This window comes from Inquilinus limosus (assembly GCF_002195995.1).
GTDB classification, from domain to species: Bacteria; Pseudomonadota; Alphaproteobacteria; order DSM-16000; family Inquilinaceae; genus Inquilinus; species Inquilinus limosus_C.
In genome coordinates this window covers 48,332-71,109 of record NZ_NHON01000030.1, presented here as the reverse complement: position 1 = coordinate 71,109, position 22,778 = coordinate 48,332, and the positions used below count along the sequence as shown (strand labels likewise).

The following is a 22,778-nucleotide window of genomic DNA, read 5'->3' as shown; positions in this document are numbered from 1 at the left end:
AAGGGGGCTCACATGCTGCGGATCACGGCCGCGACGGCCGCATTGTCGCTCGCCCTGGCGCCGGCGGCGCAGGGCGCGGAAGGGTTGTGGAGCGTCTACGATTCGGCGCTGAAGGGCGCCAAATACATCGACCTGACCCACGCCTTCGCCCCGGTGCAGCCGGTGTGGCCGGGCTTCGGCAATGCCGAGGTCAAGCCGGCGGTGGCCGGCAACGACCTGCCGGACTATGCGAAGAAGGGCGACGAGTTCACCTATGCCAAGCACGGCTTCGTCGCCACCGCCTACGCCCTGCCGACCGACCAGTACGGCACCCAGCTGGACCCGCCGGCGCATTGGGACGAGTACGGCGCCACGATCAGCGACCTGCCGCCGACCTTCGCGGTGCGGCCGCTGGTGGTGATCGACATCCATGAGAAGGTGGCGAAGGACCCGAGCTACGCCATGACGGTCGACGACGTCACCGCCTGGGAGGCCAAGCACGGCACGGTGCCGGAGGGCAGCGTCGTCATGGTCCGCACCGACTGGTCGAAGAAGTGGGACGACGTGGCCCATTTCAACGACAAGCCGTTCCCGGGCGTGTCGCTGGACGCGCTGAAGTTCCTGCACCTGCAGCGCCGCATCCTGTTCCACGGGCATGAGCCGCTGGACACCGATGCCACGCCGGACCTGGAGGGCGAGGCCTGGCTGATGCACAACCACTTCACCCAGGCCGAGGGCGTGGCCAATCTCGACCAGGTGCCGGAGGCCGGGGCGCTGATCAGCATCGGCTTCGCCAGGCCGCTGGGCGGCACCGGCGGCTATGCCCGCTACATCGCCATCGCCCCGGCCGACTGGCCGCACGGCGTCACCATCGCCGAGGCGCCGGGCGCGCCGCTGCCGAAGCAGCCCGCCCCGCTGCGCCGCGGCCCCGACGGCGTGATGCGGCCGACGCCGCAATAGGGGGCGCCACCGATGTCGACCTTGAAGCTGGCGGTGCTGCTGATGACCCTGAGCGCCTTCGTTGCCGCCCCGTCCGCCGGCCGTGCCGCCGAGAAGACGGTTGGCTTCACCGTCGACGGCCAGAAGGTGGTCGGCACGCTCGCCCTGCCGGACGGCGTCGCCGCGCCGCCCGTCGTGCTGCTGCTGCACGGCTTCACCGGCACCCGCAACGAGATGGAGATCCCGGCCGTGAAGGAGGGGATCTTCCATCGCGCGGCGCGGATCTGGGCGGAGCGGGGCATCGCCAGCCTGCGCATCGACTTCCGCGGCAACGGCGACAGCGAGGGCGCCTTCGCCGACCTGACCCTGCAGGGCCAGGTGAAGGACGCGCTGGCGGCGCTGGACTTCCTCGCCGCGGAGGGGGAGGTCGACCGCGACCGCATGGCGCTGGTCGGATGGAGCATGGGCGGCACGGTCGGCGCCATCGTCGCCGGCCGCACCCCGCACCGGCTGACCTCGGTCGCGCTCTGGGCGCCCGGCACCAATCTGCCGGCGTCGGTGGCGCTGCTGGTGGGGCCGGAGATCATGCGCCAGGGGCTGGCCGGCGGCGACACGCCGATCACGGCCAGGCTGCCCTGGGGCGCCGAGGTGCCGCTGAAGCAGGCCTTCTTCGACAGCCTCTACGCCGTCGACCCGGTGGCGGAGATCGCCCGCTACAAGGGCCCGCTGCTGGTCGCGGTCGGCAGCAAGGACACGGTGGTGTTCCCGCAGCCGGAATCCGGCCAGGTCCTGCTCGACTACCATGACGGGCCGGAGGAGCTGTGGGTGCAGCCGATGGACCACTCGTTCAACGTGGCCGAGGGCACCGGGATGGTCGATTCGCTGATCGCCAGGACCGGCGACTTCATCGCCGCCGGGATGAAATAGGCGGGGCGCGGACCGATGCCCGACCTGCACATCACCACCGATTTCGAGGGTGGCAGCGTCGAGGTGCTGGACTGCGCCGATCCGGGCGCCATCCGGTTGGCGCTGAAGCCGGACGGCCGGGCGCCGGACATGCAGTGGTTCCACTTCCGGCTGCACGGCGCCAAGGGCCGCGACTGCCGCATGGTGTTCGAGAACTCCGCCCGGCTGTCGCGGCTGGCCGGGCGCGACGAGGTCCCGGATTGCTGGACCGGCTACCGCCCGGTCGCCTCGCATGACGGGGCGGAGTGGCCGCGGGTCGGGGCGGAGGTTCGGGACGGCGTGTTCTCGATCGTCGACCGGCCGGCGCATGACGCGGTCGACTACGCCTATTTTGCGCCCTATCCGTTGGCGCGGCACCGGGCCCTGGTCGACTGCGCCCGGCGCTCGCCCCAGGTCGCGCATGACGTGCTGGGCCGGACGCCGGACGGGCACCCGATCGACCGGCTGACCTTCGGCCGGCCCGGGCCGGGCAAGCCCAGGCTCTGGATCATGGCGCGGCAGCACCCGTCCGAGACCATGGGCGGCTGGTTCCTGGAAGGGCTGGTGGACCGGCTGCTCGACCCGGCCGACCCGCTCGCCGCCGGGCTGCGCGAGGCGGCGGTGATCCACATCGTGCCGACGGCCAACCCCGACGGCTGCGCCCGCGGCCACACCCGCACCAACGCGCTGGGCATGAACCTGAACCGCGCCTGGGCCGACCCGGCGGCGACCGATGCGCCCGAGGTGGCGGCGATCAGGGGCACGATGGAGGCCGAGGGCGTCGATTTCTGCCTCGACGTCCATGGCGACGAGGAGTTGCCCTACAATTTCCTCGGCGGGCCGCTGGAGATCCCGTCCCGCAGCCCGGCGCTGCGCCGGCGCTTCGTCGCCTTCATGCGCGGTCTGGAGGCGGCGAGTCCGGACTACGACCGCCGCCATCCCTATCCGGGCGGCTCGCCGGCCGAGGCCGATCTGCGCATGGCCTGGAACTGGATCGCCGAGCGCTTCGGCTGCCTGACGGTGCTGCTGGAGATGCCGTTCAAGGACCAGGTCGGCGCCCCGGACCCGCGCTTCGGCTGGTCGCCGCAGCGCAGCGCCCGCCTGGGCCGGGCGATGCTGGCGCCGCTCGCGGCGATGCTGCGCTAGGGCGGGCCCGGAGCGGTCAGGCGGCGGCGTCGAGGGCCAGGGCGGCGGCGCCGATCACCCCGGCGTCGTTGCCCAGCTCCGCCAGCAGCACCCGCGGCGAGCGGCCGGGCCGGACCAGGGTGAAGCGCGGCACATGCGCCGCCACCCGCTCGGCCAGCATCGGCCCCGCCAGCGACATGCCGCCGCCGAGGATCGCCGCCTCGATGTTCAGCATGTTGGCCATGATGCCGATGCTCTGGGCCAGCCAGCGCGCGACCTCCTCGACCGCCTGCCGCGCCTCGGCCTCGCCCGCCTTGGCGCGGTCGAAGACATGCTCGGCGCCGCCGGCCTCGAAGCCGGGGCGCAGCGCCGCGTAGCGCGCCACCAGGGCGGAGGCGCTGGCCAGGTTCTCGACCATGCCCGGCACCGGGGTGGCGATGTCCTCCCGCGCCGGGTCCAGCGACATGCAGCCGAATTCGGGCGGCAGCCCGGCGGGGCCGTCGACCACCCGGCGGTCGATGACGATGGCACCGCCGATGCCGGTGCCCAGCGTCATCAGGGCGAAGCGCCGCAGGTCGCGGGCGACGCCGAAGCGCATCTCGCCATGGGTGGCGCACACCCCGTCATTGCCGATCGCCACCGGCAGCCCGAAGCGGCCGCCCAGCACCTGCGACAGCGAACCGTGCATCAGCGCCGGCACCGCTGGGCATTGGCCGACCAGCATGCCGGTGTCGGGCAGGGGATAGCCCGGCACGCCGATGCCGATGGCGTCGGCCGCAGGCCCGCTTCGCAGCAGCGTCTCGACCGCCGCCACCGCGGCGGCGGCGAACTCGCCGAAGCCGGCCTCGCGCGGCACCGAGAAGCGGCCGCGGGCGAGCAGCCGGCCCTGCGCGTCGACCGCCCCCAGCTTGACCGAGGTGCCGCCGATATCGATGCCGATCGCGACCGGCATCACGCCGCCGCCGGCCGCAGCCGCACGTTCAGCTTCTTGCCGATGTCCGGATAGATCATCGCATCCGGGTTCACGCCGCGCGCCACGGCCAGGGCGCAGGCCAGCCACTGGAACGGGATCGGCGCCCAGGCCGGCCCCAGCCGCTCGGCGTCGGCATGCGCGGGCCAGTCCACCGCCCAGTCGAACCGGGTGGCATGGTCGGACAGGTTGCACACCGCCAGGCGCGGCCCCAGCTCGGTCAGCGCCTCGCCCAGATTGGCGGCGACACTCGCCTCCGCCTCGGTCTGCGCGATCACGATCACCAGGCTTTGCGCGGTGGTGCCGTAGCAATGGCCGTGCAGCGCCTCCTCGGTGTCGAAGGCGGCGGTCGGCACGCCGCTGATCTCGGCGATCTTCAGCGACGCCTCCAGCGCGGTGCCGACATGGCCGGCCTGGCCGGCGATCAGGATGTAGTCCGGCACGCCATATCGGGCCAGCAGGCCGTCTGCCGCCAGCCGCGCGCTCTCCACCGTCCGCTCCAGCGCCGCGGCCAGGCCGGGGCCGTCGATCGGTCGGCGCCCGAGATGCGCGGCGACGGCCAGCACGGCCAGGGCCGTGGCGGTGTAGCCCTTGGTCTTCGGCCCCACCGTTTCCGCCCCGATCGGGATCAGCACCACATCGGCGCCCGATTGGGCGATCGGGCTGTCGCCGTCGGCGGTGATCACCGCGGTCGGGAAGCCGTTCGCCACCGCCAGCCTCACCGCCTCGATCGAGGTGATGCTCATGCCCGACTGGGAGGCGGCCAGCACCAGGGTCGGCGCCGATCCCGGCCTGGGCGGCCGGCGCAGGAACGCCTCCGGCTCCTTGGCCACGATGGTGGCGCCGGTCGCCGCCTCCAGCGCGTCGGCGCCGGCCAGCAGCGCGTTCATCGACGAGCCGGTGCCCAGCAGCACGATCCGCTCCGGCATCCGGGCCAGGGAGGGGAGGCCGGCCAGCGCCGGGGCCAGCGTCGCGGGCAGGCCGGCGAGAATCTTGGGCTGCTGGCGGATATAGGTGCCGATCTGCATGGGTGCGTCTCCCTCCGCGGCCCTTGGCAAGGCGCTATTAATTCAACGCTGTTTGATTATAGTGGATCGGACGCACCGTCGAGGGGAAATCGCATGACGCGCCAGACGCACCGCTCCGGCACCTTCCAGGGCGCCAATCTGGAGCATGCCCGGGCGCTGAACCGCCGGGTGGTGTTCGACGCGGTGCGGCGGCACGGGCCGGTAACGCGGGCGGAGTTGGCGGGGCTGATCGGCCTGACCGTGCAGGGCGTCTCCAACATCGCGGCCGAGCTGGAGGAGGCGGGGCTGATCCGCCAGGAGGGCAAGCGGCTGGGCCAGCGCGGCCAGCCGGCGGCCGAGCTGTCGGTCAACCCGGCCGGCGGCTATACCATCGGCCTCAGCCTCGCCTACCGCCAGGTCACCGGGGTGCTGGCGGACCTCGCCGGCCAGGTCGTCGCCCAGGATTCGCGGCCGCTGTCGGCGCGCGAGCCGGAGGCGGTGGCGGAGATGCTGGCGGCGCAGGCCGGCGACCTGCTGGCCTCCTCCGGCATCGGCCGCGGCCGGGTCTGGGGGCTGGGCTGCAGCGTCCCCGGCACGGTCGAGAACGGCACCGCCTGGTACGACAAGGTGCAGGAGGCCGAGGCCTGGGGGAAGTTCCCGCTGGCGACCGAGCTGGAGCGGCTGACCGGGCTGTGGACGCTGGTCGAGAACGACGCCACCGCGGCCGCGATCGGCGAGCGGCTGTACGGCGTCGGCCGCAGCGCCGCCAGCTTCTTCTACCTGCATTTCAACCTCGGCCTCGGCGGCGGCATCGTGGTCGACGGCCAGCCCTATCGCGGCCGCTTCGGCGGTGCCGGCGAGATCGGCCACATGATCGTCAAGCCCGGCGGCCGGCCCTGCGGCTGCGGCAGCCGCGGCTGCCTGGAGCAGTACCTGTCCTACTACGCCGCGGCCGAGGCGGTGTGCGGCCCGGAGCGGACGCCCGACGAGGTGCCGGCCGAGGAGCTGGCGGCGCTGGTCCGCGCCGGCGACCCGCGCCTCTTGGCCTGGCGGCAGGAGGCGGGGCAGTACCTGCGCATCGCCATCCGCAACATCGAGGCGATGTTCGACCCCGACACTATCGTCATCGGCGGCGGCCTGCCGCCGGAGCTGATGGACGGGCTGATCGAGGCGGCGCAGCCGCTGCTGCCGAGCATGACCCATCGCCATTCCAGCCTGCCGCGGCTGCTGCCGGCCGAGCACGCGGCCGAGCTGCCGGCCATGGGCGCCGCAGCGCTGCCGGTGGCGGTGCTGCTGCAGTCCAGCCTGTCGCCGCTGGCGGGGTCGTTTGGCGCCGAGAATCCGACCCTGGCCCTGCTGGTCGGCTGAGCCGGGGGCGGGGCGGCGAACCCGGTTGACAAGGCCGCCGGCCGGCAGGATTAATAAAACACTGTTTCATTAATCGGGCCGGCAGCGATCCCCCGGATCGACATGTCCGCGGCCCGCGAAAAGGGGAGGTGGCACATGGGACGGATCGGTCGCCGGGCCGGCGCGCTGCTGGGCGCCGCGCTGCTGCTGGGCCTGCCGGGCATCGCCCGGGCGGAGGCCACGCTGAACGCCCTGTTCATGGCGCAGGCGGGCTATTCGGAATCGGACATCCGCGGCATGACCGACGCCTTCCACAAGGCGCATCCGGACATCCAGGTGAAGCTGGAATTCGTGCCCTATGAGGCGCTGCACGACAAGATCACCCTCGCCTCCGGCTCCGGCGGCGGCTACGACGTGGTGCTGTTCGACGTGATCTGGCCGGCGGAATTCGCTGCCAACAACGTCCTGGCCGACGTCACCAGCCGGATCGACACCAAGACCCGCACCGGGGTGCAGGACGGCGCCTGGACCACGGTCGACTACAAGGGCAAGTCCTACGGCATGCCCTGGCTGATGGACAGCAAGCTGTTCTTCTACAACAAGGCGATGCTGGAGAAGGCAGGCATCGCGAAGCCGCCCGCCAGCTGGCCCGAGGTGATCAAGGACGCCGAGATCCTGAAGCAGAAGGGCGTCGTCGAATACCCGATCGTCTGGAGCTGGAGCCAGGCCGAGGCGATCATCTGCGACTACGCCGTGCTGATGCAGGCCTTCGGCGGCAGCTTCGTCGACGGCAACGGCAAGCCGACCTTCCAGAGCGGCGGCGGCCTGGACGCGCTGAAGTTCATGGTCGACACGCTGAAGAACGGCACCACCAACCCGCATTCAACCGAGTATCTGGAGGAGGATGTCCGGCGGGTCTTCTCCAGCGGCCAGGCGGCCTTCGCGCTGAACTGGACCTACATGTACGACCAGGCCAACAACAACGCCAAGGAATCGCAGGTCACCGGCCAGGTCGGCGTGATGGCGCCGCCGGGCGTCGAGGGCAAGAGCACGGTCTCGACCGTCAACGGCGCCATGGGCCTGGGCATCCCCTCCGGCAGCAAGAACCAGGACGCGGCCTGGACCTATATCAGCTACCTCGCCTCGCCCGAGGTGGAGGCCAAGTACTCGACCTCGGCCCCGTCGATCTGGAAGTCCTACTATGAGGATCCGGCGGTGAAGAACGGCCCGAACGCGTCCCTGCTCGAGGCGCAGGCCAAGTCCTTCGCCTCGCTGTTCGCCCGGCCCTTCGTGGTCGACTACCAGCAGTTCTCGACCCGGCTGCAGCAGGCCCTGCAGCAGGCGCTGCTGGACCAGGCCTCGGCCGAGGATGCGCTGAAGTCGGCCGCCTCCGACCTGGCATCCGGCGGTTGAGCTTGTCCGGAACCGAAGGCACCTCGTCCCTGCCGTCGTCCCGCCTTGCGCGGGCGGCGGCAGGCGCGGGCCTCGGCCGGAAGCGGCGGGCGCTGACGCTCCGCGGCCGGCTGCTGCTGATCCTGCCGCTGCTGCTCGTCCTCGCCGCCGTCATCGGCTGGCCGCTGCTCGACACCGTCTGGCTCAGCTTCACCGACGCCAGGCTCGGCGACGCCAGCGGCAATTTCGTCGGCATCGACAACTATCTCCGCGCGCTGCGGGCGCCGGGCTTCCTCAAGGCGCTCGGCGTCACTGCGCTGTTCACGGTGCTGACCGTCAGCATCGAACTGTTCCTCGGTCTCTGCGTCGGGCTGCTGCTCGACATGGAGCTGAAGGGCCGCGCCTTCTTCCGCTTCCTGCTGATCGTGCCCTGGGCGCTGCCGACCGTGGTCAACGCCATGGCCTGGCGGGTGATCTACAACCCGGATTTCGGCGCGCTGAACGCGCTGCTGCTGCAGCTCGGCCTCATCGGCAAATACCAGAGCTGGCTGGGCAGCCCGGCGACGGCGCTGTTCGCCATCGCCGCCGCCGACATCTGGAAGACCTTCTCGCTGGTGGCGCTGATCACGCTCGCCGGGCTGCAGAGCGTGCCGCGCGAGCTGCGCGAGGCCGCCACGATCGACGGCGCCGGCTTCTTCGCCCGGTTCCGCGCCGTCACCCTGCCGGTGATCCTGCTGCCGCTGAGCATCGCCGCGGTGCTGCGGATGATCGAGGCGGTGAAGGTGTTCGACATCGTCTGGGTGATGACCCGCGGCGGCCCGCTGGACAGCACCAAGTCGCTCAGCATCCTGATCTACCAGGAGGCGTTCTCGTTCCGCCATGCCGGCTACGGCGCCTCGCTGGCGATGCTGTCGGTCGCGCTCAGCCTGCTGCTGATCGCCGGCTACACCCGCGTCCTGCGCAACCAGCCGAAAGCCTGAGCGATGCGGATGTCCCTGCCTGCCCGCATCGCCGCCTATGGCGCCATGTATCTGGTCGGCATCGTCGTGCTGGTGCCGGTGGTCTGGCTGGTGGTGATGAGCGTCAGCTCGACCCGCGACCTGACCACGCTGCCCCTGGCCTGGATCCCCAGCGAGCTCGACGTCTCGCGCTACACCCGGCTGCTCAGCCTGTCGGACAATGGCGACGGCCAGGTCTTCCTGGCGGCGCTGCGCAACACCTGCCTGGTGGCGCTGGGCACCACCGTCATCTCCTTCCTGCTGGCGGTGCCGGCGGCCTGGGTGTTCTCGCGCTATCCGCGGCGGCTCAGCTGGCTGCTGTATCTCGTGGTCGCCACCTACATGCTGCCGCCGCTGATGTTCGTGGTGCCGCTGTACCGCATCCTGTCCTCGCTCGACCTGCTGAACTCGCCCTGGGCGCTGATGATCGCGGACTGCACCATCGTGCTGCCCTTCACCACCTGGCTGCTGAAGAGCGGCATCGACAACATCCCGGTCGACCTGGAGGAGGCGGCGCGGATCGACGGCGCGCCGCTGTGGCAGATCCTGCTGCGGGTGACGCTGCCGCTGGCCCGGCCGGTGATCGGCACCACCCTGCTGTTCTCGGCCCTGATCGTGTGGGACGAGTTCCTCTATTCCATGCTGTTCACCAGCGACAGCCGGGCCCAGACCCTGACGGTGGTGATCGCCAACCTGGCCAGCGGCCGGGTCTCGGATTACGGCCTGCTGGCCACGGCCGGGGTGATCGCCGCCGCGCCGCCGGTGCTGGTCGGGCTGCTGCTGCAGCGCTCGATCGTCTCCGGCCTGACCAGCGGCAGCGTCAAGGGCTAGGCCCGGGCGCGGCCGTCGTGGCGCGGACGATCAGCTCGGTGCCGAGCCGCTGCGCCGTGCCGGAGGAGGGGCCGGCCTCGATCTGCGCCAGCAGCATCTCGATCGCCGCGCGGCCCGCATCGGTCGACCGGGCGGAAATGGTGGTCAGCGGCGGGTAGGTGCGGGCGCCCAGCACGTCGTCGCAGCCGATGACGCTGAAGGCGGCCGGCACCTCGACCCCGAGCCCGGCGAGGCCGGCCATCAGCCCCTGCGCCACCAGGTCGTCGAAGGCGATCGCCGCGGTGGTCCGGGCGGACAGCACGGCCGGGGCCGCGGCCATCCCGCCCTCATAGGACGGCCGTTCGGCCGCGACCTCGACGGCCTCGATGGCCAGCTCTCCGGCCGTCTGCAGCACCGCCGTCCGCCGCTGCTGGTTGGACCAGGAGAAGGGCGGGCCGCCGACATAGGCGATCCGCCGGTGTCCCAACTCGTGCAGATGCCGGACCGCCGCCGCCGTTCCGGGGGCGCTGTCGATCAGCACCCGGTCCAGACCGTCGATGTCGCGGTTGACCAGCACCACCGGCCGACGGCCGCGCAGCGCCCGCACCGCATCCTCCGCCAGGCGCGACGAGGCCAGGACGAAGCCGTCGACCTGCGCCGCCATCTTGCCGGTCAGCCGCTCCTCCTGCGCCGGGTCCTCGTCCGAATCGCCGAGGAAGACGCACAGGCCGGCGGCGTCCGCCCGGGCCTCGGCCGCCCGGATCAGCGGCGGGAAGAAGGGGTTGGCGACGTCCGGCACGATCAGCGCGATGTTGCCGTAGCGGCCGGTCGACAGCGCCCGGGCCACCTGGTTCGGGGCATAGCCCAGCCGGCCGGCCACGGCCATGATATGGGCCACGGTCTCCGCGCTCAGCATCCCCGGCCGGCTGAAGGCGCGGGACACGGTCGACCGCGCCACGCCGGCGGCGCGGGCCACCTGCTCGATCGTCGGGATGGATTTCGGCGGCTGGTCCATGGCGGCCCGCTGGGTTCGGCTGCCCACACTCTTAGCGCGGCACGGCGGAATGGTACATCGGTTCCAAAATTTGTCGATGCAACCGGTTGCGGCTTGACATGCAACCGGTTGCACAACACCCTGGCGTTCGAAGGCCTGCAACGATCGGGCCGGCAGCAAGGGGGACTTCATGGGGACGTTCGACTGGGTGGTGCTGTGGGCCTATTTCCTGCTGATGGTGGGCATCGGCGTCTGGGCCCGCAGCCAGATCAAGACGGCGGCCGACTTCTTCACCGCCGGCGGCCGGATGCCGTGGTGGCTGTCCGGCGTGTCGCACCACATGTCCGGCTACAGCGCCGCGGTCTTCGTCGGCTATGCCGCCATCGCCTACACCGCCGGGTTCACGCTCTATGTCTGGTGGGCGATCGGCATCGCCTTCGCCATGGTGGTCGGGTCGGTGCTGTTCGCGCCGCGCTGGTCGCGCCTCAGGCAGCGTCTGGCGATCATCTCGCCGCTGGAATACCTGTCGACCCGCTACAACGTCCCGACCCAGCAGGTGCTGGCCTGGAGCGGCGGCGCGCTGAAGGTGTTCGATGTCGGCGCCAAATGGACCGCCACGGCCCTGCTGCTGAAGGTCTTCGCCGACGTGCCGCTGGTGTGGGGCGTGCTGCTGACCGGCGGCGTCACCCTGATCTATTCCACCATCGGCGGGCTGTGGGCCGATGCGCTGACCGATTTCAGCCAGTTCGTCATCCAGCTGCTGGCCGGCATCGTGCTGTTCATCGCCGTGCTGGCCAAGCTGGGCGGCGTCTCGGCCCTCTGGACCATCTGGGACCAGCTGCCGCCGGGCCATTCCTCGCCCTTCAACGGCCAGTACACCATCGTCTTCGTGCTGGTGTATCTGCTGATCAACACGCTCTCCTACAATGGTGGCACCTGGAACCTGGCGCAGCGCTTCATCGCCGCGCCCAGCGGCGGCGACGCGCGCAAGGCAGCGCTGCTGTCCGCCGCCCTCTACCTGGTGTGGCCGCTGATCCTGTTCTTCCCGATGTGGGCGGCGCCGATCCTGCTGCCGAATCTGGACCAGCCGCAGCAATCCTATGCCCTGCTGACCCAGAGCCTGCTGCCCACCGGCCTGATCGGGCTGGTGCTGGCCGGGATGTTCGCGCACACCATGGCCATGACCTCGTCGGACGCCAACGCCGTCTCGGCCGTCGTCACCCGCGACATCCTGCCGGTGATCTGGAAGGGCGCCAAGACGATGTCCGGCCAGACCGAGCTGTTCGTCGGCCGGCTCAGCACCTTCCTGTTCATCGCCCTGTCGATGGGCATCGCGCTGACCGCCGACAGCTTCGGCGGCGTGCTGGGGCTGATCATCCTGTGGTTCGGCGCGCTGGTCGGGCCGATCGCGATCCCGATGCTGTTCGGCATGCTGCCGGCCTTCCGCCGCTGCGGCCCGACCGCGGCGCTGGCCTCCTGGGCCACCGGCCTGATCGTCTTCGTGCTGGTGAAATACGTCTTCGTCGACCAGATCAAGGCGCTGAACCCGGACTGGGTCACCTCGATCACCGTGGCCGGGCCGGTGCTGTGCTCGCTGGCCGTGTTCGTCGTGATCGGGCTGGTGGCGCCGTGGCGCAACGCCGAGGCCGACGCCCTGATCGACGCGCTGGAGAGCGACGAGACGGCGGTGGCCGGCGTGGCGGCCCGGAGCCCGGGTGTCAGCCGTGCCTGAGGCCGTCTCGATCGCGGACCCGGCGGCGCTGCGCCGGGCCACCGCCCAGCATCTGACGGACGACGTTCTGGCGTGGTGGCTGGCCACCAGCCCGGACGATCGCCATGGCGGGGTGTTCACCTGCTGGTCGAACGACGGCGGTCGGCTGCTGTCGCGCGACAAATACATCTGGTCGCAGGGGCGGTGGGTCTGGCTGATGGCGCGGCTGGCCCGCGCCGGGCGGCTCGGCCTGGTCGACATCGACCGGGCCGCCTGCCTCGACCGGGCCCGCCGCACCGCCGTGCTGCTGCGCGACCACGCGCTGCTGCCGGACGGCAGCACGGCGTATCTGTTGGCGGAGGACGGCACGCCGAAGCCGCCGGGGCCGGGGCAGGAGCTGCACGCCAGCGTCTTCGCCGACCTGTTCACCGCGCTCGGCTTCGCCGCCCTGGCGGCGGAAAGCGGGGAGGGGGAGTGGGGCGATTTGGCGGAGCGGCTGCTGGCGAGCGCCGCCGGCCGCATCGCCACCGGCACTGCACGCACCGAGCCCTACCCGATCCGAGCCGGCTTCCGCGGCTTCTCGCTGCCGATGATCCTGGTCGGCGTCGGGGCGGAGGTGCTGGACGCGACCGGCTCGGCCGTGGCCGCCGAGACGGTGCAGGGCGCGGTGCAGAAGATCGAGACGATGTTCCTGGCCGGCGACGACGTCGCCGAGATGGCGCCGGCGGCGGCGAGTGATGCCGACACGCTGCTGGCCCGCCACCGCACCCCGGGCCATGTGCTGGAGGCCTGCTGGTTCCTGTGGCAGGCCGGGCTGTCCTTGCGGCGCCGCGGCATCGCGGCGGAGTCCCCGCTGTTTGAGGCCGACACTCTCGCGGATATCGCGATCCGGGCCGCGACGCTGGGCTGGGACGCGGAGCAGGGCGGGCTGCTGCGTTATGCCGACCGCGACGGCGGCGCGCCCCGCGGCCGGCGGACCGGCGACCGCTACGAGGAGCTCGTCGCCGACACCTGGGACACCAAGCTGTGGTGGCCGCATGCCGAGGCGCTGTACACGCTCGGGCTGCTGCATCTCGAGACCGGGCGGGACGATCTCGCCGCCTGGCACGACCGGCTGGCGGCCTATACCTGGCGCGTCTTTCCCGCCGGGCCGGGGCGCGAATGGGTGCAGATCCGCGACCGCGCCGGGGCGCCGCTCGACAAGACCGTGGCGCTGCCTGTGAAAGACCCGTTCCATATCGCCCGGGCCCTGCTGCTGATGATCGAAAGGCTGGCGGAGGTGCCGCCGGCCGAACGGAGTTTCGCATGACCCTGTCCGCAACCGCCCCGGTGGGCGGCATCGATGTCCAGGTCCATCCCGGCCGCGCCGCGATGGGCCGCGCCGCCGCGGCCGCCGTGGCCGAGGATCTGCGCCGCCGCCTGGCCGGCCAGGGCCGGGTCCGCATGATCTTCGCCGCGGCGCCCAGCCAGGCGGAGATGCTCGATGCCCTGGTCGCCGAGCCCGGCATCGACTGGGGCCGCGTCACCGCCTTCCACATGGACGAGTATATCGGCCTGGCGCCGGACGCGCCGGCGCGCTTCGCCCTGTGGCTGCGCCGCCATCTGTTCGACCGGCTGCCCTTCGGCGCCGTCCACCTGATCGATCCCGGCAGCGATCCGGCCGCGGCCGCCGCGGCGTATGCCCGCCTGCTGGCGGAGGCGCCGATCGACATCGTCTGCCTCGGCATCGGCGTGAACGGCCACCTCGCCTTCAACGACCCGCCGGTCGCCGATCTCGACGACCCGCTGGACGTGAAGGTGGTGGAGCTCGACGCCGTCTGCCGCCAGCAGCAGGTCGATGATGGCTGTTTCCCCGGGTTCGACGACGTGCCGACCCATGCCCTGACCCTGACCGTGCCGCGGCTGCTGCGGGCCGACCACCTCATCTGCGTGGTGCCCGGCGCGGCCAAGCGCGAGGCGGTGGTCCGCGCCCTGCACGATCCGATCGGCGCCGCCTGCCCGGCGACCGCGCTGCGCCGTCACCCTACCGTGACCCTGTTCCTGGACCCGGAGTCGGACCCCCATGGCTGAGATCGACGCCGACGCCCTCTGCACCGCCTATCTCGACCGCACGCAGGACCTGATGCGCGCGATCCTGGAGATCGAGCGCGACGGCCTGGACCGCGCCGCCAGCCGCCTGGCCGACCAGATCGCGGCCGACCGGCTGGTCCATGTCTACGGGCCCGGCGGCCATTCCAACCTGGCGGCGCAGGAGATCTTCTTCCGCGCCGGCGGGCTGATGCATGTCTCGGCCATCCTCGACGAGGGCACGCTGCTGTCGAACGGCGCCCTGCGGTCGATGGCGATCGAGCGGACGCCGGGCTATGGCCGGGTGGTGATCGCCGATCGCGACCTGGGGCCGGACGATCTGCTGATCCTGGTCAACGCCTACGGCATCAATGCCGCGCTGATCGATGCGGCGATCGAGGCGAAGCGGCGCGGCGCCTTCGTCATTGGCGTCAGCTCGCGCGGCCATGCCGACCAGACGGCGCCGGACCACCCCGCCCGCCACCCGACCAAGCAGAATCTGCACGACCTGGCCGACATCGCGATCGACACCAAGGTGCCGGTCGGCGACGCAGTCGTGCGGATCCCGGGGATGGGGGAGCCGGTGGCCGCCATCTCCACCTTCGCCAATGCCTTTGCGCTGAACTGCCTGGTCATCCGCACCATCGCCAAGCTGGCCGAACGAGGCATCGAGCCGCCGGTCTGGCGCAGCGGCAACGCCCCCGGCGGCGACGAGGCCAATGGCCGCTTCATCGGCCGGTTCCGCGGCCGGGTGCGGTCGCTGTGATCACCGGCCGCGACCCGGCCAGCGGCCGCAGCCTGGCGGTCACGGTCGCGGATGGCCGGGTGGCCGCGATCGAGGACGGGCCAGCGGGCGAGACGGCGTGGCTGTCGGCCGGGCTGGTCGACCTGCAGGTCAACGGCTTTGCCGGGCACGATTTGAACGGCGGCGGCCTGGTGCCGGAGACGGTGGCGCGGCTGGCGGCGGTGCTGCGCAGGGATGGCGTCACCACCTTCCTGCCGACACTGATCACCGCCTCGGAGGCCTCGATCACCGCGGCCCTGGCCGCCATCGCCGCGGCCCGGGCGGTCGACCCGCTGGTGGCCCATGCCATCCCCGCGGTGCATGTCGAGGGGCCACACATTTCGCCGGAGGATGGGCCGCGCGGCGCGCATCCGCGCGACCAGGTGCGGCCGCCGGACCTCGCCGAATTCGACCGCTGGCAGGCGGCCTGCGACGGCCTGGTCGGGCTGGTCACGCTGTCGCCGCACCATGACGGCGCGCCGGACTATATCCGCGGTCTCGTGGCGCGCGGCGTCCATGTCTCGATCGGCCACACCGATGCCTCGCCGGCGCAGATCGCGGCGGCGGTGGCGGCCGGAGCGGCGCTGTCGACCCATCTCGGCAACGGCATCGCCGCGACGCTGCCGCGCCACCCGAACCCGATCTGGTCGCAACTGGCCGAGGACCGGCTGACCGCCAGCTTCATCGCCGATGGCCACCACCTGCCGGCCGAGGTGCTCAAGGCCATGCTGCGGGCCAAGGGGCTGGACCGCGCCGTCCTGGTCTCCGACGCCGCGGCGCTCGGCGGGCTGGCGCCCGGCCTCTACGACCAGCCGATCGGCGGGCGGGTGGAGCTGACCGTCGACGGCCGGCTCGGCCTTGCCGGCACACCCTTCCTCGCCGGCGCCGCCCGTCCGCTGAAGCAGGACGTGGCTCTGGCGATCGACATGGCGAGTATTTCGCTGGCCGACGCCCTCCGCCTCGCCACCGTCAATACCGGCCGCTTCGTCGGCGGGCGCGGCGTGCTGGCCGTGGGCGCGCCGGCCGACCTGGTCCGCTTCCGCTGGGCGCCCGGCGACCGGGATCTCGGCATCGACACCGTCCTGGCGCTGGGCGAGGAGCGGGCATGACCGCGCCGGTCCAGGCCGGGGCGGCCGTGATCGACGTGACGCCGCCGGCCGGGCTGGCCATGTCCGGCTTCGCCGCCCGCACCAGCCCGGCCACCGGCGTGCACGACCCGCTGACCGTCCGGGCCGTGGCGGTCGGCGAGACGGCGATCGTGGCCGTCGATGTCATCGGCCTGCACGAGGACAGCTGCCGCCGGATCCGCGACCGGGCCGGGCTGGCCGACGGCCATCTGATCGTCGCGGCCACCCACACCCATGGCGGGCCGGTCGCCATGCCGGGGCGGCTCGGCCTGGGGCTGGACCCGGCCTGGCTGCAACGGCTGGAGGATGCGTGCGTCGAGGCCGTCGCCGAAGCCCGCGCTGCAAGGCGGCCGGCCCGGCTGGGCTTCGGAATGGGCGCGGATCCCGGCATCGCCCGCAACCGCCGCCATGCCGGCGGCCCGGTCGACCCGGCCCTGCCGGTGCTGCGCATCCGGGAAGAGGGCGGGGCGGGCATCGCGGTGCTGGCCTGCCATGCCCTGCATCCGGTGGTGCTGGGGGCCGACAACACGCTGTTCACGGCCGACTATCCGGGCGTGGTTCGTCGCCATCTGGAGGCGGCCCATCCCGGCGCCGTCGCGGTCTTCCTCACCGGCTGCACCGGCGACGTCAACACCGGCCATGCCGCGCATGCCTCGATCTCGACCGCGCCGCGGGCGGACCGGACCTTCGCCGAGGCCGAGCGCATCGGGACCCGGATCGCCGATGCCGCGCTGCAGGCGCCGGACCTGCCGCTCGGCCGTGAGGTACGGGCCGTCCGTGCCGAGCGGATGCTGCCCCTGGCCCGGACCGAAACCCGGCCGCCGGAGGCCTTGGCGGCCGGATGGCGGCAGGAAGCCGCGGCGGCCGAACCGGCCCGCGCCGTGCTGCTGCGCTGCTGGGCCGACTGGGCGGAAGGGATCGCTCCCCGGGCGCTCAGCCCCTGGCCGGCGCGAATCACCGTGTTCGACTGGGGCGGGGCGCGGCTGATCGGCCTGCCGGGCGAGATCTTCGCCCAGACCGGGCTCGATTTCCGCCGCGCGCTGGACGGCGATCCGCTGACCGGCCCCACCATCACCTTCGGCTTCGCCGATGGCTGCCCCGGCTACATCCCGCCCGCCGGCGAATACCGTCATGGCGGCTATGAGGTCGAGGAGGCGCACCGCTACTACGGCATGCCGGCCGCCTTCGCCCCGGGCGCGGCCGAGATGCTCGTGGCTGCCGCCCGGGACCTGGCGCGCGGCTGCGACAACGGTCCCGGGTCGGCGACTGCTTGACCGCCGCTTAGAGCGGCAGCTCCTGGCCGGCCTGCTCGCGGACGATGTACTCGGCGTACCAGTCCGGCCAGTTCGCGTCGTGCTGCCCGCCATTGCGCTTCTCGTGCTCGCCATGGGCGGCCGCCGCCCGCCGCAGCGCGGCGGCCAGCTCCTTGGAGGACGGGAAGGTGGTGTCGCCGGCCTCGACGCGGCCGGGCAGGCGCTGCGTCACCTCCTGGATCTGCCAGGCATTACCGTCCGGATCCTTGAACGAGGCCCAGGAGGCGTAGCTGCGCCGGGTCGGCTCCGGCCCGCTGCGGCGCTCGCCGCTCTCGTCGAAATGATAGACCTCGCCGATCTCGACGCCGCGGGCGGCCAGCTCGGCGCGCGTCGCCACGATGTCGGGGACGATGAAATAGGGGGCGACGACATTGCCATTGCCGAAGATCACCGAGGTCGGCGAGCCCGGAGGGGTGACCTGGATCACCCGGAAATTGTCGCCGGAGATGTCGGCGTCCAGCCGCCAGCCCAGGCCGGTGTAGAAGGCCTTGGCACGGTCGACATCGGCGACCGGGATGGTGACGACCTCCAGCTTCAGCTCGGACGCGCTGGTCCCAGTGGTGCTGCTCATATCCTGCTCCTTTGTTGACGGATCCGCAGGGGCGCGGCTTCCTATATAAATCGTGTCCGCTTCAATCGGGCACGATTTATATATGCTGGGCGATTCTGCGAGTCAACATCTTCCGATTTAATCGGATGCGATCTATATAGGAGGGGTATCTCACGACGCGAGGCCCCTGTGACCCGATCCCGTTCCGATGACCGGACGCTACCGAACCTGTCCGATTTCCTATGCTTCGCCGTCTATTCGGCGAATCTGGCCTTCGGCCGTGCCTATAAGCCCATCCTGGACGAGCTGGGCATCACCTACACCCAGTGGATCACCATCGTCGCCCTGTGGGACAAGGACAACCAGACGGTCAAAGGGCTGGGCGAGAAGCTGTTCCTGGAATCGAACACGCTGACCCCGATCCTCAAGCGGCTGGAGGAGCTCGGCTATCTCAGCCGCCGGCGCGATCCGACCGATGAGCGGCAGGTGATCGTCAGCCTGACCGAGGCCGGCCGCCGTCTGCGCGAACGGGGCGGGCAGCGTGACCTGATCGAGGCGACGGGCCTGGAGGGGGAGGAGTTCGCGGCGATGCGCCAGGCCGTCACCCGGATGCGCGACAACCTGCTGAAGCACGCGCAGCAGCCGCAGGACCAGGCGGCGCCGCAAAAGCGCGCCGCCGCGCGGTAGGCAGGGCAGGGGAAGAGGAAGAGGAAGAGGCCGGAGCCTCCGCTCTCCTCCCGGTCAGCTCAGCGCTTCAGCGCAGCGACGCCCGGCAGGTCCTTGCCCTCGAGCCATTCCAGGAAGGCGCCGCCAGCGGTGGAGATGTAGGAGAAGCGATCCTCGACCCCGGCATGGGCCAGGGCGGCGACGGTGTCGCCGCCGCCGGCCACGGTCAGCAGCTTGCCGGCCTGGGTCAGGTCGGCCGCTTCGCGCGCCACCGCCACGGTGCCGGCATCGAAGGGGCGCTTCTCGAAGACGCCCAGCGGGCCGTTCCAGACCACGGTCTTGGTCTCGGCCAGCAGCGCCTTCAGCTTCGCCACGGATTTCGGGCCGATATCCAGCAGCATGGCATCGGCCGAGATGGCCGCGTTGTCGACCGCCTCATGCGGCGCGTCGGCCTTGAATTCGCGGGCGACCACGCCGTCGACCGGCAGCACGATCTCGCAGCCGGCGGCCTTGGCCTTGCCGAGGATGGTGTGCACCGCGTCGGCCATGTCGTGCTCGCACAGGCTCTTGCCGACATCCACGCCCTGGGCCGCCAGGAAGGTGTTGGCCATGCCGCCGCCCAGCACCAGCCGGTCGACCTTGGCGACGAGGTTGCCGAGCAGGTCGAGCTTGGTCGAGATCTTGGCGCCGCCGACGATCGCCAGCACCGGGCGCTGCGGCGCCTCCAGCGCCGCCGACAACGCCTCCAGCTCGGCCTGCATCAGCCGGCCGGCAATGGCGGGCAGGTGGTGGGCGATGCCCTCGGTCGAGGCATGGGCGCGGTGCGCGGCGGAGAAGGCGTCGTTGACATAGAGGTCGCCGAGCGATGCCAGGGCCTTGGCGAAGGTCGGGTCGTTCTTCTCCTCCTCCGGATGGAAGCGGACATTCTCCAGGAGCAGGATCTGGCCGTCCTTCAGCGCCTTCACCGCGGCCTCGGCCTGCGGCCCGACGCAGTCCGCGGCGAAGGCGACCGGCCGCTCCAGCACCTCTTCCAGCGCCGGCAGCACGATGGTCTTCAGGCTGAACTCCGGGGTCACGCCCTTGGGCCGGCCGAAATGGGAGAGCAGCACGACGCGGCCGCCCTTGTCGGCGATCTCGTCGATGGTCGGGGCCAGCCGGTCCAGCCGGGTGGTGTCGCTGACATGGCCGTCCTCGACCGGCACGTTCAGGTCGCCGCGCACCAGCACGGTCTTGCCGCGCACATCCACGTCGTCGAGGGTCTTGAAGGCGCTCATCGGCTCGGCTCTCTCGTCAGGGGGCAAGATCGCCGGCACCGAACCACAGCGGCCGCCGCGACGCAACCGGGCCGAAGGGCCGAAACGGCTGCGTGCGGCGTGCGGGATATCAGTCGACGGCGACCATGACGTCGGAGGCCTTGATCACCGCATAGGCGGCCTGGCCGGGCTTGAGGCCGAGCGAATCGACCGACTCGTTGGTGATCGAGGAGGTGACGATGACGCCGCCGCCGATATCGATGCGGATATGGGCGGTGGTCTGGCCCTTGGTGACCTCGACGATGGTGCCCTTGAGCTGGTTGCGGGCGCTGATCTTCATGGGGCGGCTCTTTCGACGGGGTAACGGTGGCGCACCCTAGCCGCACGTTCTCCGTGACGCCAAGTCCATTCCATCCCCGTCATTGCGAGCGCAGCGAAGCAATCCAGGGCGGCTCGCACCGGCCCCTGGATTGCTTCGTCGGCTTGGCCTCCTCGCAATGACGGCGAGAGGCCGTCAGATCTTCGTCCAGGCCGCGTCCTGCTGCGACGAGGCCACGCAGGCGGCGATGAAGCGCACCCCGGCCAGGCCGTCCTCGACCGTCGGCACCAAGAGGCTGTCCGGCTGCGGGTCACGCGTCTCCAGCCGGGCCAGGATCTGCTCGGCCGCGTCGCTGTAGATCTGGGCGAAGCACTCCAGATAGCCCTCGGGATGGCCGGGCGGCACGCGGGTGGCATGGGCCGCGGCCGGGCCGCTGCCCGGGCCGCCGCGGGTCAGGCGGCGATGCGGCTCGCCCAAGGGCATGAAGGTGAGATAGTTCGGGTTCTCCTGGGCCCATTCCAGCCCGGCCTTCTCGCCATAGATGCGCAGGCGCAGCCCGTTCTCGTTGCCGCTGGCGACCTGGCTGGCCCAGATCATGCCGCGGGCGCCGCTGGCATAGCGCAGCAGGATATGGGCGTTGTCGTCCAGCCGCCGGCCGGGAACGAAGCTCTGCAGGTCGGCGGCCAGCGATTGGGCCGCCTCGCCGGTGACGAAGCTGGCCAGGTTGTAGGCATGGGTGCCGATGTCGCCGACGCAGCCGGCCGGGCCGCTGCGCGCCGGGTCGACCCGCCATTCCGCCTGCTTGCTGCCGGTGTCCTCGGCCTTGGTCGCCAGCCAGTCCTGGGCATATTCCGCCTCGACCAGCCGGATGCGGCCCAGCGCGCCCTCGGCCACCATCGCCCGGGCCTGCCGGATCATCGGATAGCCGGTGTAGTTGTGGGTCAGGGCGAAGACCTGGCCGCTCTTCTTGACCGCCGCCACCAGATCCTCGGCATCGGCCACGGTCGTGGTCATCGGCTTGTCGCAGATGACGTGGAAGCCGGCCTCCAGGAAGGCCTTGGCCGGGCCGTGATGGACGTGGTTGGGGGTGACGATGGCGACGGCGTCGATCGCCGGGCCGCCGCCGTCGCGCAGCTTCGCCTCGCCCTCCAGCATGGCCTGCCAGCTGGGATAGGCGCGGGACGGGTCCAGCCGCAGATCGGCGGCCGAGGCCAGGGCCTTCTGCGGATCGCTCGACAGCGCGCCGGCGACGAAGTCCCAGCGGTCGTCCATCCGCGCCGCCAGGCGGTGCACCGCGCCGATGAAGGCGTCGCGGCCGCCGCCGATCATGCCCAGGCGCAGGCGCCGGCTCGGCGCCCGTTCCGCGGTTCCGGAAACCATGATTGTCCTCCCTGTCCCTGTCGCTTACCGGTCGATGCCGAGCAGGCGGCGGTTCGCCGCCTCGTCGGTGCCGCCGGAGGCGAAATCGTCGAAGGCGCGCTCGGTGGTGCGGATCAGATGCGAGGCGATGAACGGGGCGCCTTCGGCCGCGCCCTGCTCGGGATGCTTGATGCAGCACTCCCACTCCAGCACCGCCCAGCCGTCGAAGCCGTACTGCGTCAGCTTCGAGAAGATGGCGCCGAAATCGACCTGCCCGTCGCCGAGCGAGCGGAAGCGGCCGGCCCGGTCGGCCCAGGAGGCGAAGCCGGAATAGACGCCCTGGCTGGCGGTCGGGTTGAACTCGGCGTCCTTCACGTGGAAGGCGCGGATCCGCTCGTGATAGCGGTCGATGTAGCCGAGATAGTCGAGCTGCTGCAGCACGAAGTGGCTCGGGTCGTACAGGATGTTGCAGCGCGGGTGGTTGCCGACCCGCTCGAGGAACATCTCGAAGGTGGTGCCGTCGAACAGGTCCTCGCCGGGATGGATCTCGTAGCAGAGGTCGACCCCGGCCTCGTCGAAGGCGTTCAGGATCGGCGTCCAGCGCCGCGCCAGCTCGTCGAAGGCGGTCTCGATCAGCCCGGCCGGGCGCTGCGGCCAGGGATAGACATAGGGCCAGGCCAGGGCGCCGGAGAAGGTGGCGTGGGCCTTGAGGCCGAGGCGCCGCGACGCCTGGGCGGCGTAGCGCAGCTGCTGCACCGCCCATTCCTGCCGCGCCTTCGGGTTGCCGCGTACCTCCGGCGCCGCGAAGCCGTCGAAGGCCTCGTCATAGGCCGGGTGCACGGCCACCAGCTGGCCCTGCAGATGGGTCGACAACTCGGTCAGGGCCAGGCCCTGCTGCTTGAGGGTGCCCAGCACCTCGTCGCAATAGTCCTGGCTCTCGGCCGCGCGCTTCAGGTTGAACAGCCGGGCGTCCCAGGACGGGATCTGCACGCCCTTGTAGCCGAGCCCCGCGGCCCAGCCGGCGATCGCGTCCAGGCTGTTGAAGGGCGGGGCGTCGCCGGCAAACTGGGCGAGGAAGATGGCCGGTCCCTTGATCTCTCGCATGTTTCCTCCTCCGTGGGGC

Annotated in this window: 22 protein-coding genes; 14 read left to right on the top strand and 8 right to left on the bottom strand. The window is 71.5% G+C overall.

Going from position 1 to position 22,778, the window contains the following annotated elements:
• Nucleotides 1–12 precede the first annotated feature (12 nt).
• Genes BWR60_RS17135 through BWR60_RS17125 form a run of 3 tightly spaced genes read left to right on the top strand, consistent with a single transcriptional unit; the run spans nucleotide 13 to nucleotide 3,009 of the window.
• A complete protein-coding gene (locus tag BWR60_RS17135) occupies nucleotides 13–939 on the top strand; it encodes a cyclase family protein (protein ID WP_088152232.1) in 927 nt (308 codons plus the stop codon).
• Between the two features lie 12 nt (nucleotides 940–951).
• A complete protein-coding gene (locus BWR60_RS17130; protein WP_088152231.1) occupies nucleotides 952–1,845 on the top strand; it encodes an alpha/beta hydrolase family protein in 894 nt (297 codons plus the stop codon).
• Between the two features lie 15 nt (nucleotides 1,846–1,860).
• Nucleotides 1,861–3,009 (top strand): M14 family metallopeptidase, encoded by a 1,149-nt coding sequence (locus tag BWR60_RS17125; protein ID WP_088152230.1) that lies wholly within the window; start codon nucleotides 1,861–1,863, stop codon nucleotides 3,007–3,009.
• A 16-nt stretch (nucleotides 3,010–3,025) separates the two neighbouring features.
• On the opposite strand, the gene BWR60_RS17120 is transcribed toward BWR60_RS17125, so the two are convergent.
• Nucleotides 3,026–3,940, bottom strand: a complete 915-nt coding sequence (locus BWR60_RS17120; RefSeq protein WP_088152229.1) for an ROK family protein — start codon at nucleotides 3,938–3,940, stop codon at nucleotides 3,026–3,028.
• Complete coding sequence (locus tag BWR60_RS17115) at nucleotides 3,940–4,986, bottom strand: SIS domain-containing protein (protein ID WP_088152228.1); 1,047 nt, start codon at nucleotides 4,984–4,986, stop codon at nucleotides 3,940–3,942. The genes BWR60_RS17120 and BWR60_RS17115 overlap by 1 nt, the downstream gene beginning before the upstream one ends.
• A 93-nt stretch (nucleotides 4,987–5,079) precedes the next feature.
• On the opposite strand from BWR60_RS17115, the gene BWR60_RS17110 reads away from it, so the two are divergent.
• From BWR60_RS17110 to BWR60_RS17095, 4 genes are all read left to right on the top strand, one after another.
• Nucleotides 5,080–6,333, top strand: coding sequence for an ROK family transcriptional regulator (locus BWR60_RS17110; protein WP_088152227.1), 1,254 nt, complete (start codon nucleotides 5,080–5,082; stop codon nucleotides 6,331–6,333).
• A 135-nt stretch (nucleotides 6,334–6,468) separates the two neighbouring features.
• Nucleotides 6,469–7,725: an extracellular solute-binding protein gene (locus tag BWR60_RS17105; RefSeq protein WP_088152226.1), complete on the top strand. Its 1,257-nt coding sequence runs from the start codon at nucleotides 6,469–6,471 to the stop codon at nucleotides 7,723–7,725.
• Between the two features lie 2 nt (nucleotides 7,726–7,727).
• Nucleotides 7,728–8,684, top strand: a complete 957-nt coding sequence (locus BWR60_RS17100; RefSeq protein WP_218823551.1) for a carbohydrate ABC transporter permease — start codon at nucleotides 7,728–7,730, stop codon at nucleotides 8,682–8,684.
• 9 nt (nucleotides 8,685–8,693) lie between these two features.
• Nucleotides 8,694–9,533, top strand: coding sequence for a carbohydrate ABC transporter permease (locus BWR60_RS17095; protein WP_218823550.1), 840 nt, complete (start codon nucleotides 8,694–8,696; stop codon nucleotides 9,531–9,533).
• On the opposite strand, the gene BWR60_RS17090 is transcribed toward BWR60_RS17095, so the two are convergent.
• Nucleotides 9,523–10,527: a LacI family DNA-binding transcriptional regulator gene (locus tag BWR60_RS17090; protein ID WP_088152224.1), complete on the bottom strand. Its 1,005-nt coding sequence runs from the start codon at nucleotides 10,525–10,527 to the stop codon at nucleotides 9,523–9,525. The two genes, BWR60_RS17095 and BWR60_RS17090, sit on opposite strands and share 11 nt — an antisense overlap.
• A gap of 169 nt (nucleotides 10,528–10,696) precedes the next feature.
• Here BWR60_RS17090 and BWR60_RS17085 point away from each other — a divergent pair, with 169 nt between their 5' ends.
• The 6 genes from BWR60_RS17085 to BWR60_RS17060 are packed head-to-tail and all read left to right on the top strand — an operon-like array spanning nucleotide 10,697 to nucleotide 17,469.
• The gene (locus BWR60_RS17085; protein WP_088152223.1) at nucleotides 10,697–12,238 is read left to right on the top strand and encodes a sodium:solute symporter family protein; all 1,542 of its coding nucleotides are present in this window, start codon (nucleotides 10,697–10,699) and stop codon (nucleotides 12,236–12,238) included.
• On the top strand, nucleotides 12,222–13,526 hold the full coding sequence (locus BWR60_RS17080) for an AGE family epimerase/isomerase (protein WP_218823549.1): 1,305 nt from the start codon (nucleotides 12,222–12,224) through the stop codon (nucleotides 13,524–13,526). Before BWR60_RS17085 ends, BWR60_RS17080 begins: the two co-directional genes overlap by 17 nt.
• Nucleotides 13,523–14,287 carry a 6-phosphogluconolactonase gene (locus BWR60_RS17075; protein WP_218823548.1) on the top strand — a complete coding sequence of 255 codons (765 nt, stop codon included), beginning with the start codon at nucleotides 13,523–13,525 and terminating at the stop codon, nucleotides 14,285–14,287. The genes BWR60_RS17080 and BWR60_RS17075 overlap by 4 nt, the downstream gene beginning before the upstream one ends.
• On the top strand, nucleotides 14,280–15,050 hold the full coding sequence (locus BWR60_RS17070; RefSeq protein ID WP_088152222.1) for a sugar isomerase domain-containing protein: 771 nt from the start codon (nucleotides 14,280–14,282) through the stop codon (nucleotides 15,048–15,050). Before BWR60_RS17075 ends, BWR60_RS17070 begins: the two co-directional genes overlap by 8 nt.
• Entirely contained in the window at nucleotides 15,047–16,177 is a 1,131-nt protein-coding gene (locus tag BWR60_RS17065) for an N-acetylglucosamine-6-phosphate deacetylase (RefSeq protein ID WP_088152221.1), read from the top strand. Before BWR60_RS17070 ends, BWR60_RS17065 begins: the two co-directional genes overlap by 4 nt.
• A complete protein-coding gene (locus tag BWR60_RS17060; RefSeq protein ID WP_088152220.1) occupies nucleotides 16,174–17,469 on the top strand; it encodes a neutral/alkaline non-lysosomal ceramidase N-terminal domain-containing protein in 1,296 nt (431 codons plus the stop codon). Before BWR60_RS17065 ends, BWR60_RS17060 begins: the two co-directional genes overlap by 4 nt.
• 7 nt (nucleotides 17,470–17,476) lie before the next feature.
• Here the strand turns inward: BWR60_RS17060 and BWR60_RS17055 are convergent, their stop codons facing one another.
• Nucleotides 17,477–18,079: a VOC family protein gene (locus BWR60_RS17055; protein WP_088152219.1), complete on the bottom strand. Its 603-nt coding sequence runs from the start codon at nucleotides 18,077–18,079 to the stop codon at nucleotides 17,477–17,479.
• A gap of 168 nt (nucleotides 18,080–18,247) precedes the next feature.
• Between BWR60_RS17055 and BWR60_RS17050 the strand changes: the two genes are divergently transcribed.
• A complete protein-coding gene (locus BWR60_RS17050; RefSeq protein WP_088152218.1) occupies nucleotides 18,248–18,745 on the top strand; it encodes a MarR family winged helix-turn-helix transcriptional regulator in 498 nt (165 codons plus the stop codon).
• Nucleotides 18,746–18,804: 59 nt separating this feature from the next.
• Here BWR60_RS17050 and BWR60_RS17045 read toward each other — a convergent pair whose 3' ends face one another.
• The 4 genes from BWR60_RS17045 to BWR60_RS17030 all read right to left on the bottom strand — a co-directional run bounded on the left by BWR60_RS17045 (nucleotide 18,805) and on the right by BWR60_RS17030 (nucleotide 22,759).
• Complete coding sequence (locus tag BWR60_RS17045; protein ID WP_088152217.1) at nucleotides 18,805–19,998, bottom strand: phosphoglycerate kinase; 1,194 nt, start codon at nucleotides 19,996–19,998, stop codon at nucleotides 18,805–18,807.
• 109 nt (nucleotides 19,999–20,107) lie between these two features.
• Nucleotides 20,108–20,317 carry a TOBE domain-containing protein gene (locus BWR60_RS17040; RefSeq protein WP_088152216.1) on the bottom strand — a complete coding sequence of 70 codons (210 nt, stop codon included), beginning with the start codon at nucleotides 20,315–20,317 and terminating at the stop codon, nucleotides 20,108–20,110.
• Between the two features lie 174 nt (nucleotides 20,318–20,491).
• On the bottom strand, nucleotides 20,492–21,676 hold the full coding sequence (locus tag BWR60_RS17035) for a Gfo/Idh/MocA family protein (protein WP_088152215.1): 1,185 nt from the start codon (nucleotides 21,674–21,676) through the stop codon (nucleotides 20,492–20,494).
• Between the two features lie 24 nt (nucleotides 21,677–21,700).
• Nucleotides 21,701–22,759: a sugar phosphate isomerase/epimerase family protein gene (locus BWR60_RS17030; protein WP_088152214.1), complete on the bottom strand. Its 1,059-nt coding sequence runs from the start codon at nucleotides 22,757–22,759 to the stop codon at nucleotides 21,701–21,703.
• Nucleotides 22,760–22,778 lie beyond the last annotated feature (19 nt).

Coding starts and splice junctions, on each gene's coding strand:
- BWR60_RS17135 (WP_088152232.1), top strand. CDS start 13: ATGCTGCGGATCACGGCCGCGACGGCCGCATTGTCGCTCGCCCTGGCG.
- BWR60_RS17130 (WP_088152231.1), top strand. CDS start 952: ATGTCGACCTTGAAGCTGGCGGTGCTGCTGATGACCCTGAGCGCCTTC.
- BWR60_RS17125 (WP_088152230.1), top strand. CDS start 1,861: ATGCCCGACCTGCACATCACCACCGATTTCGAGGGTGGCAGCGTCGAG.
- BWR60_RS17120 (WP_088152229.1), bottom strand. CDS start 3,940: ATGCCGGTCGCGATCGGCATCGATATCGGCGGCACCTCGGTCAAGCTG.
- BWR60_RS17115 (WP_088152228.1), bottom strand. CDS start 4,986: ATGCAGATCGGCACCTATATCCGCCAGCAGCCCAAGATTCTCGCCGGC.
- BWR60_RS17110 (WP_088152227.1), top strand. CDS start 5,080: ATGACGCGCCAGACGCACCGCTCCGGCACCTTCCAGGGCGCCAATCTG.
- BWR60_RS17105 (WP_088152226.1), top strand. CDS start 6,469: ATGGGACGGATCGGTCGCCGGGCCGGCGCGCTGCTGGGCGCCGCGCTG.
- BWR60_RS17095 (WP_218823550.1), top strand. CDS start 8,694: ATGTCCCTGCCTGCCCGCATCGCCGCCTATGGCGCCATGTATCTGGTC.
- BWR60_RS17090 (WP_088152224.1), bottom strand. CDS start 10,527: ATGGACCAGCCGCCGAAATCCATCCCGACGATCGAGCAGGTGGCCCGC.
- BWR60_RS17085 (WP_088152223.1), top strand. CDS start 10,697: ATGGGGACGTTCGACTGGGTGGTGCTGTGGGCCTATTTCCTGCTGATG.
- BWR60_RS17075 (WP_218823548.1), top strand. CDS start 13,523: ATGACCCTGTCCGCAACCGCCCCGGTGGGCGGCATCGATGTCCAGGTC.
- BWR60_RS17070 (WP_088152222.1), top strand. CDS start 14,280: ATGGCTGAGATCGACGCCGACGCCCTCTGCACCGCCTATCTCGACCGC.
- BWR60_RS17060 (WP_088152220.1), top strand. CDS start 16,174: ATGACCGCGCCGGTCCAGGCCGGGGCGGCCGTGATCGACGTGACGCCG.
- BWR60_RS17055 (WP_088152219.1), bottom strand. CDS start 18,079: ATGAGCAGCACCACTGGGACCAGCGCGTCCGAGCTGAAGCTGGAGGTC.
- BWR60_RS17045 (WP_088152217.1), bottom strand. CDS start 19,998: ATGAGCGCCTTCAAGACCCTCGACGACGTGGATGTGCGCGGCAAGACC.
- BWR60_RS17040 (WP_088152216.1), bottom strand. CDS start 20,317: ATGAAGATCAGCGCCCGCAACCAGCTCAAGGGCACCATCGTCGAGGTC.
- BWR60_RS17035 (WP_088152215.1), bottom strand. CDS start 21,676: ATGGTTTCCGGAACCGCGGAACGGGCGCCGAGCCGGCGCCTGCGCCTG.
- BWR60_RS17030 (WP_088152214.1), bottom strand. CDS start 22,759: ATGCGAGAGATCAAGGGACCGGCCATCTTCCTCGCCCAGTTTGCCGGC.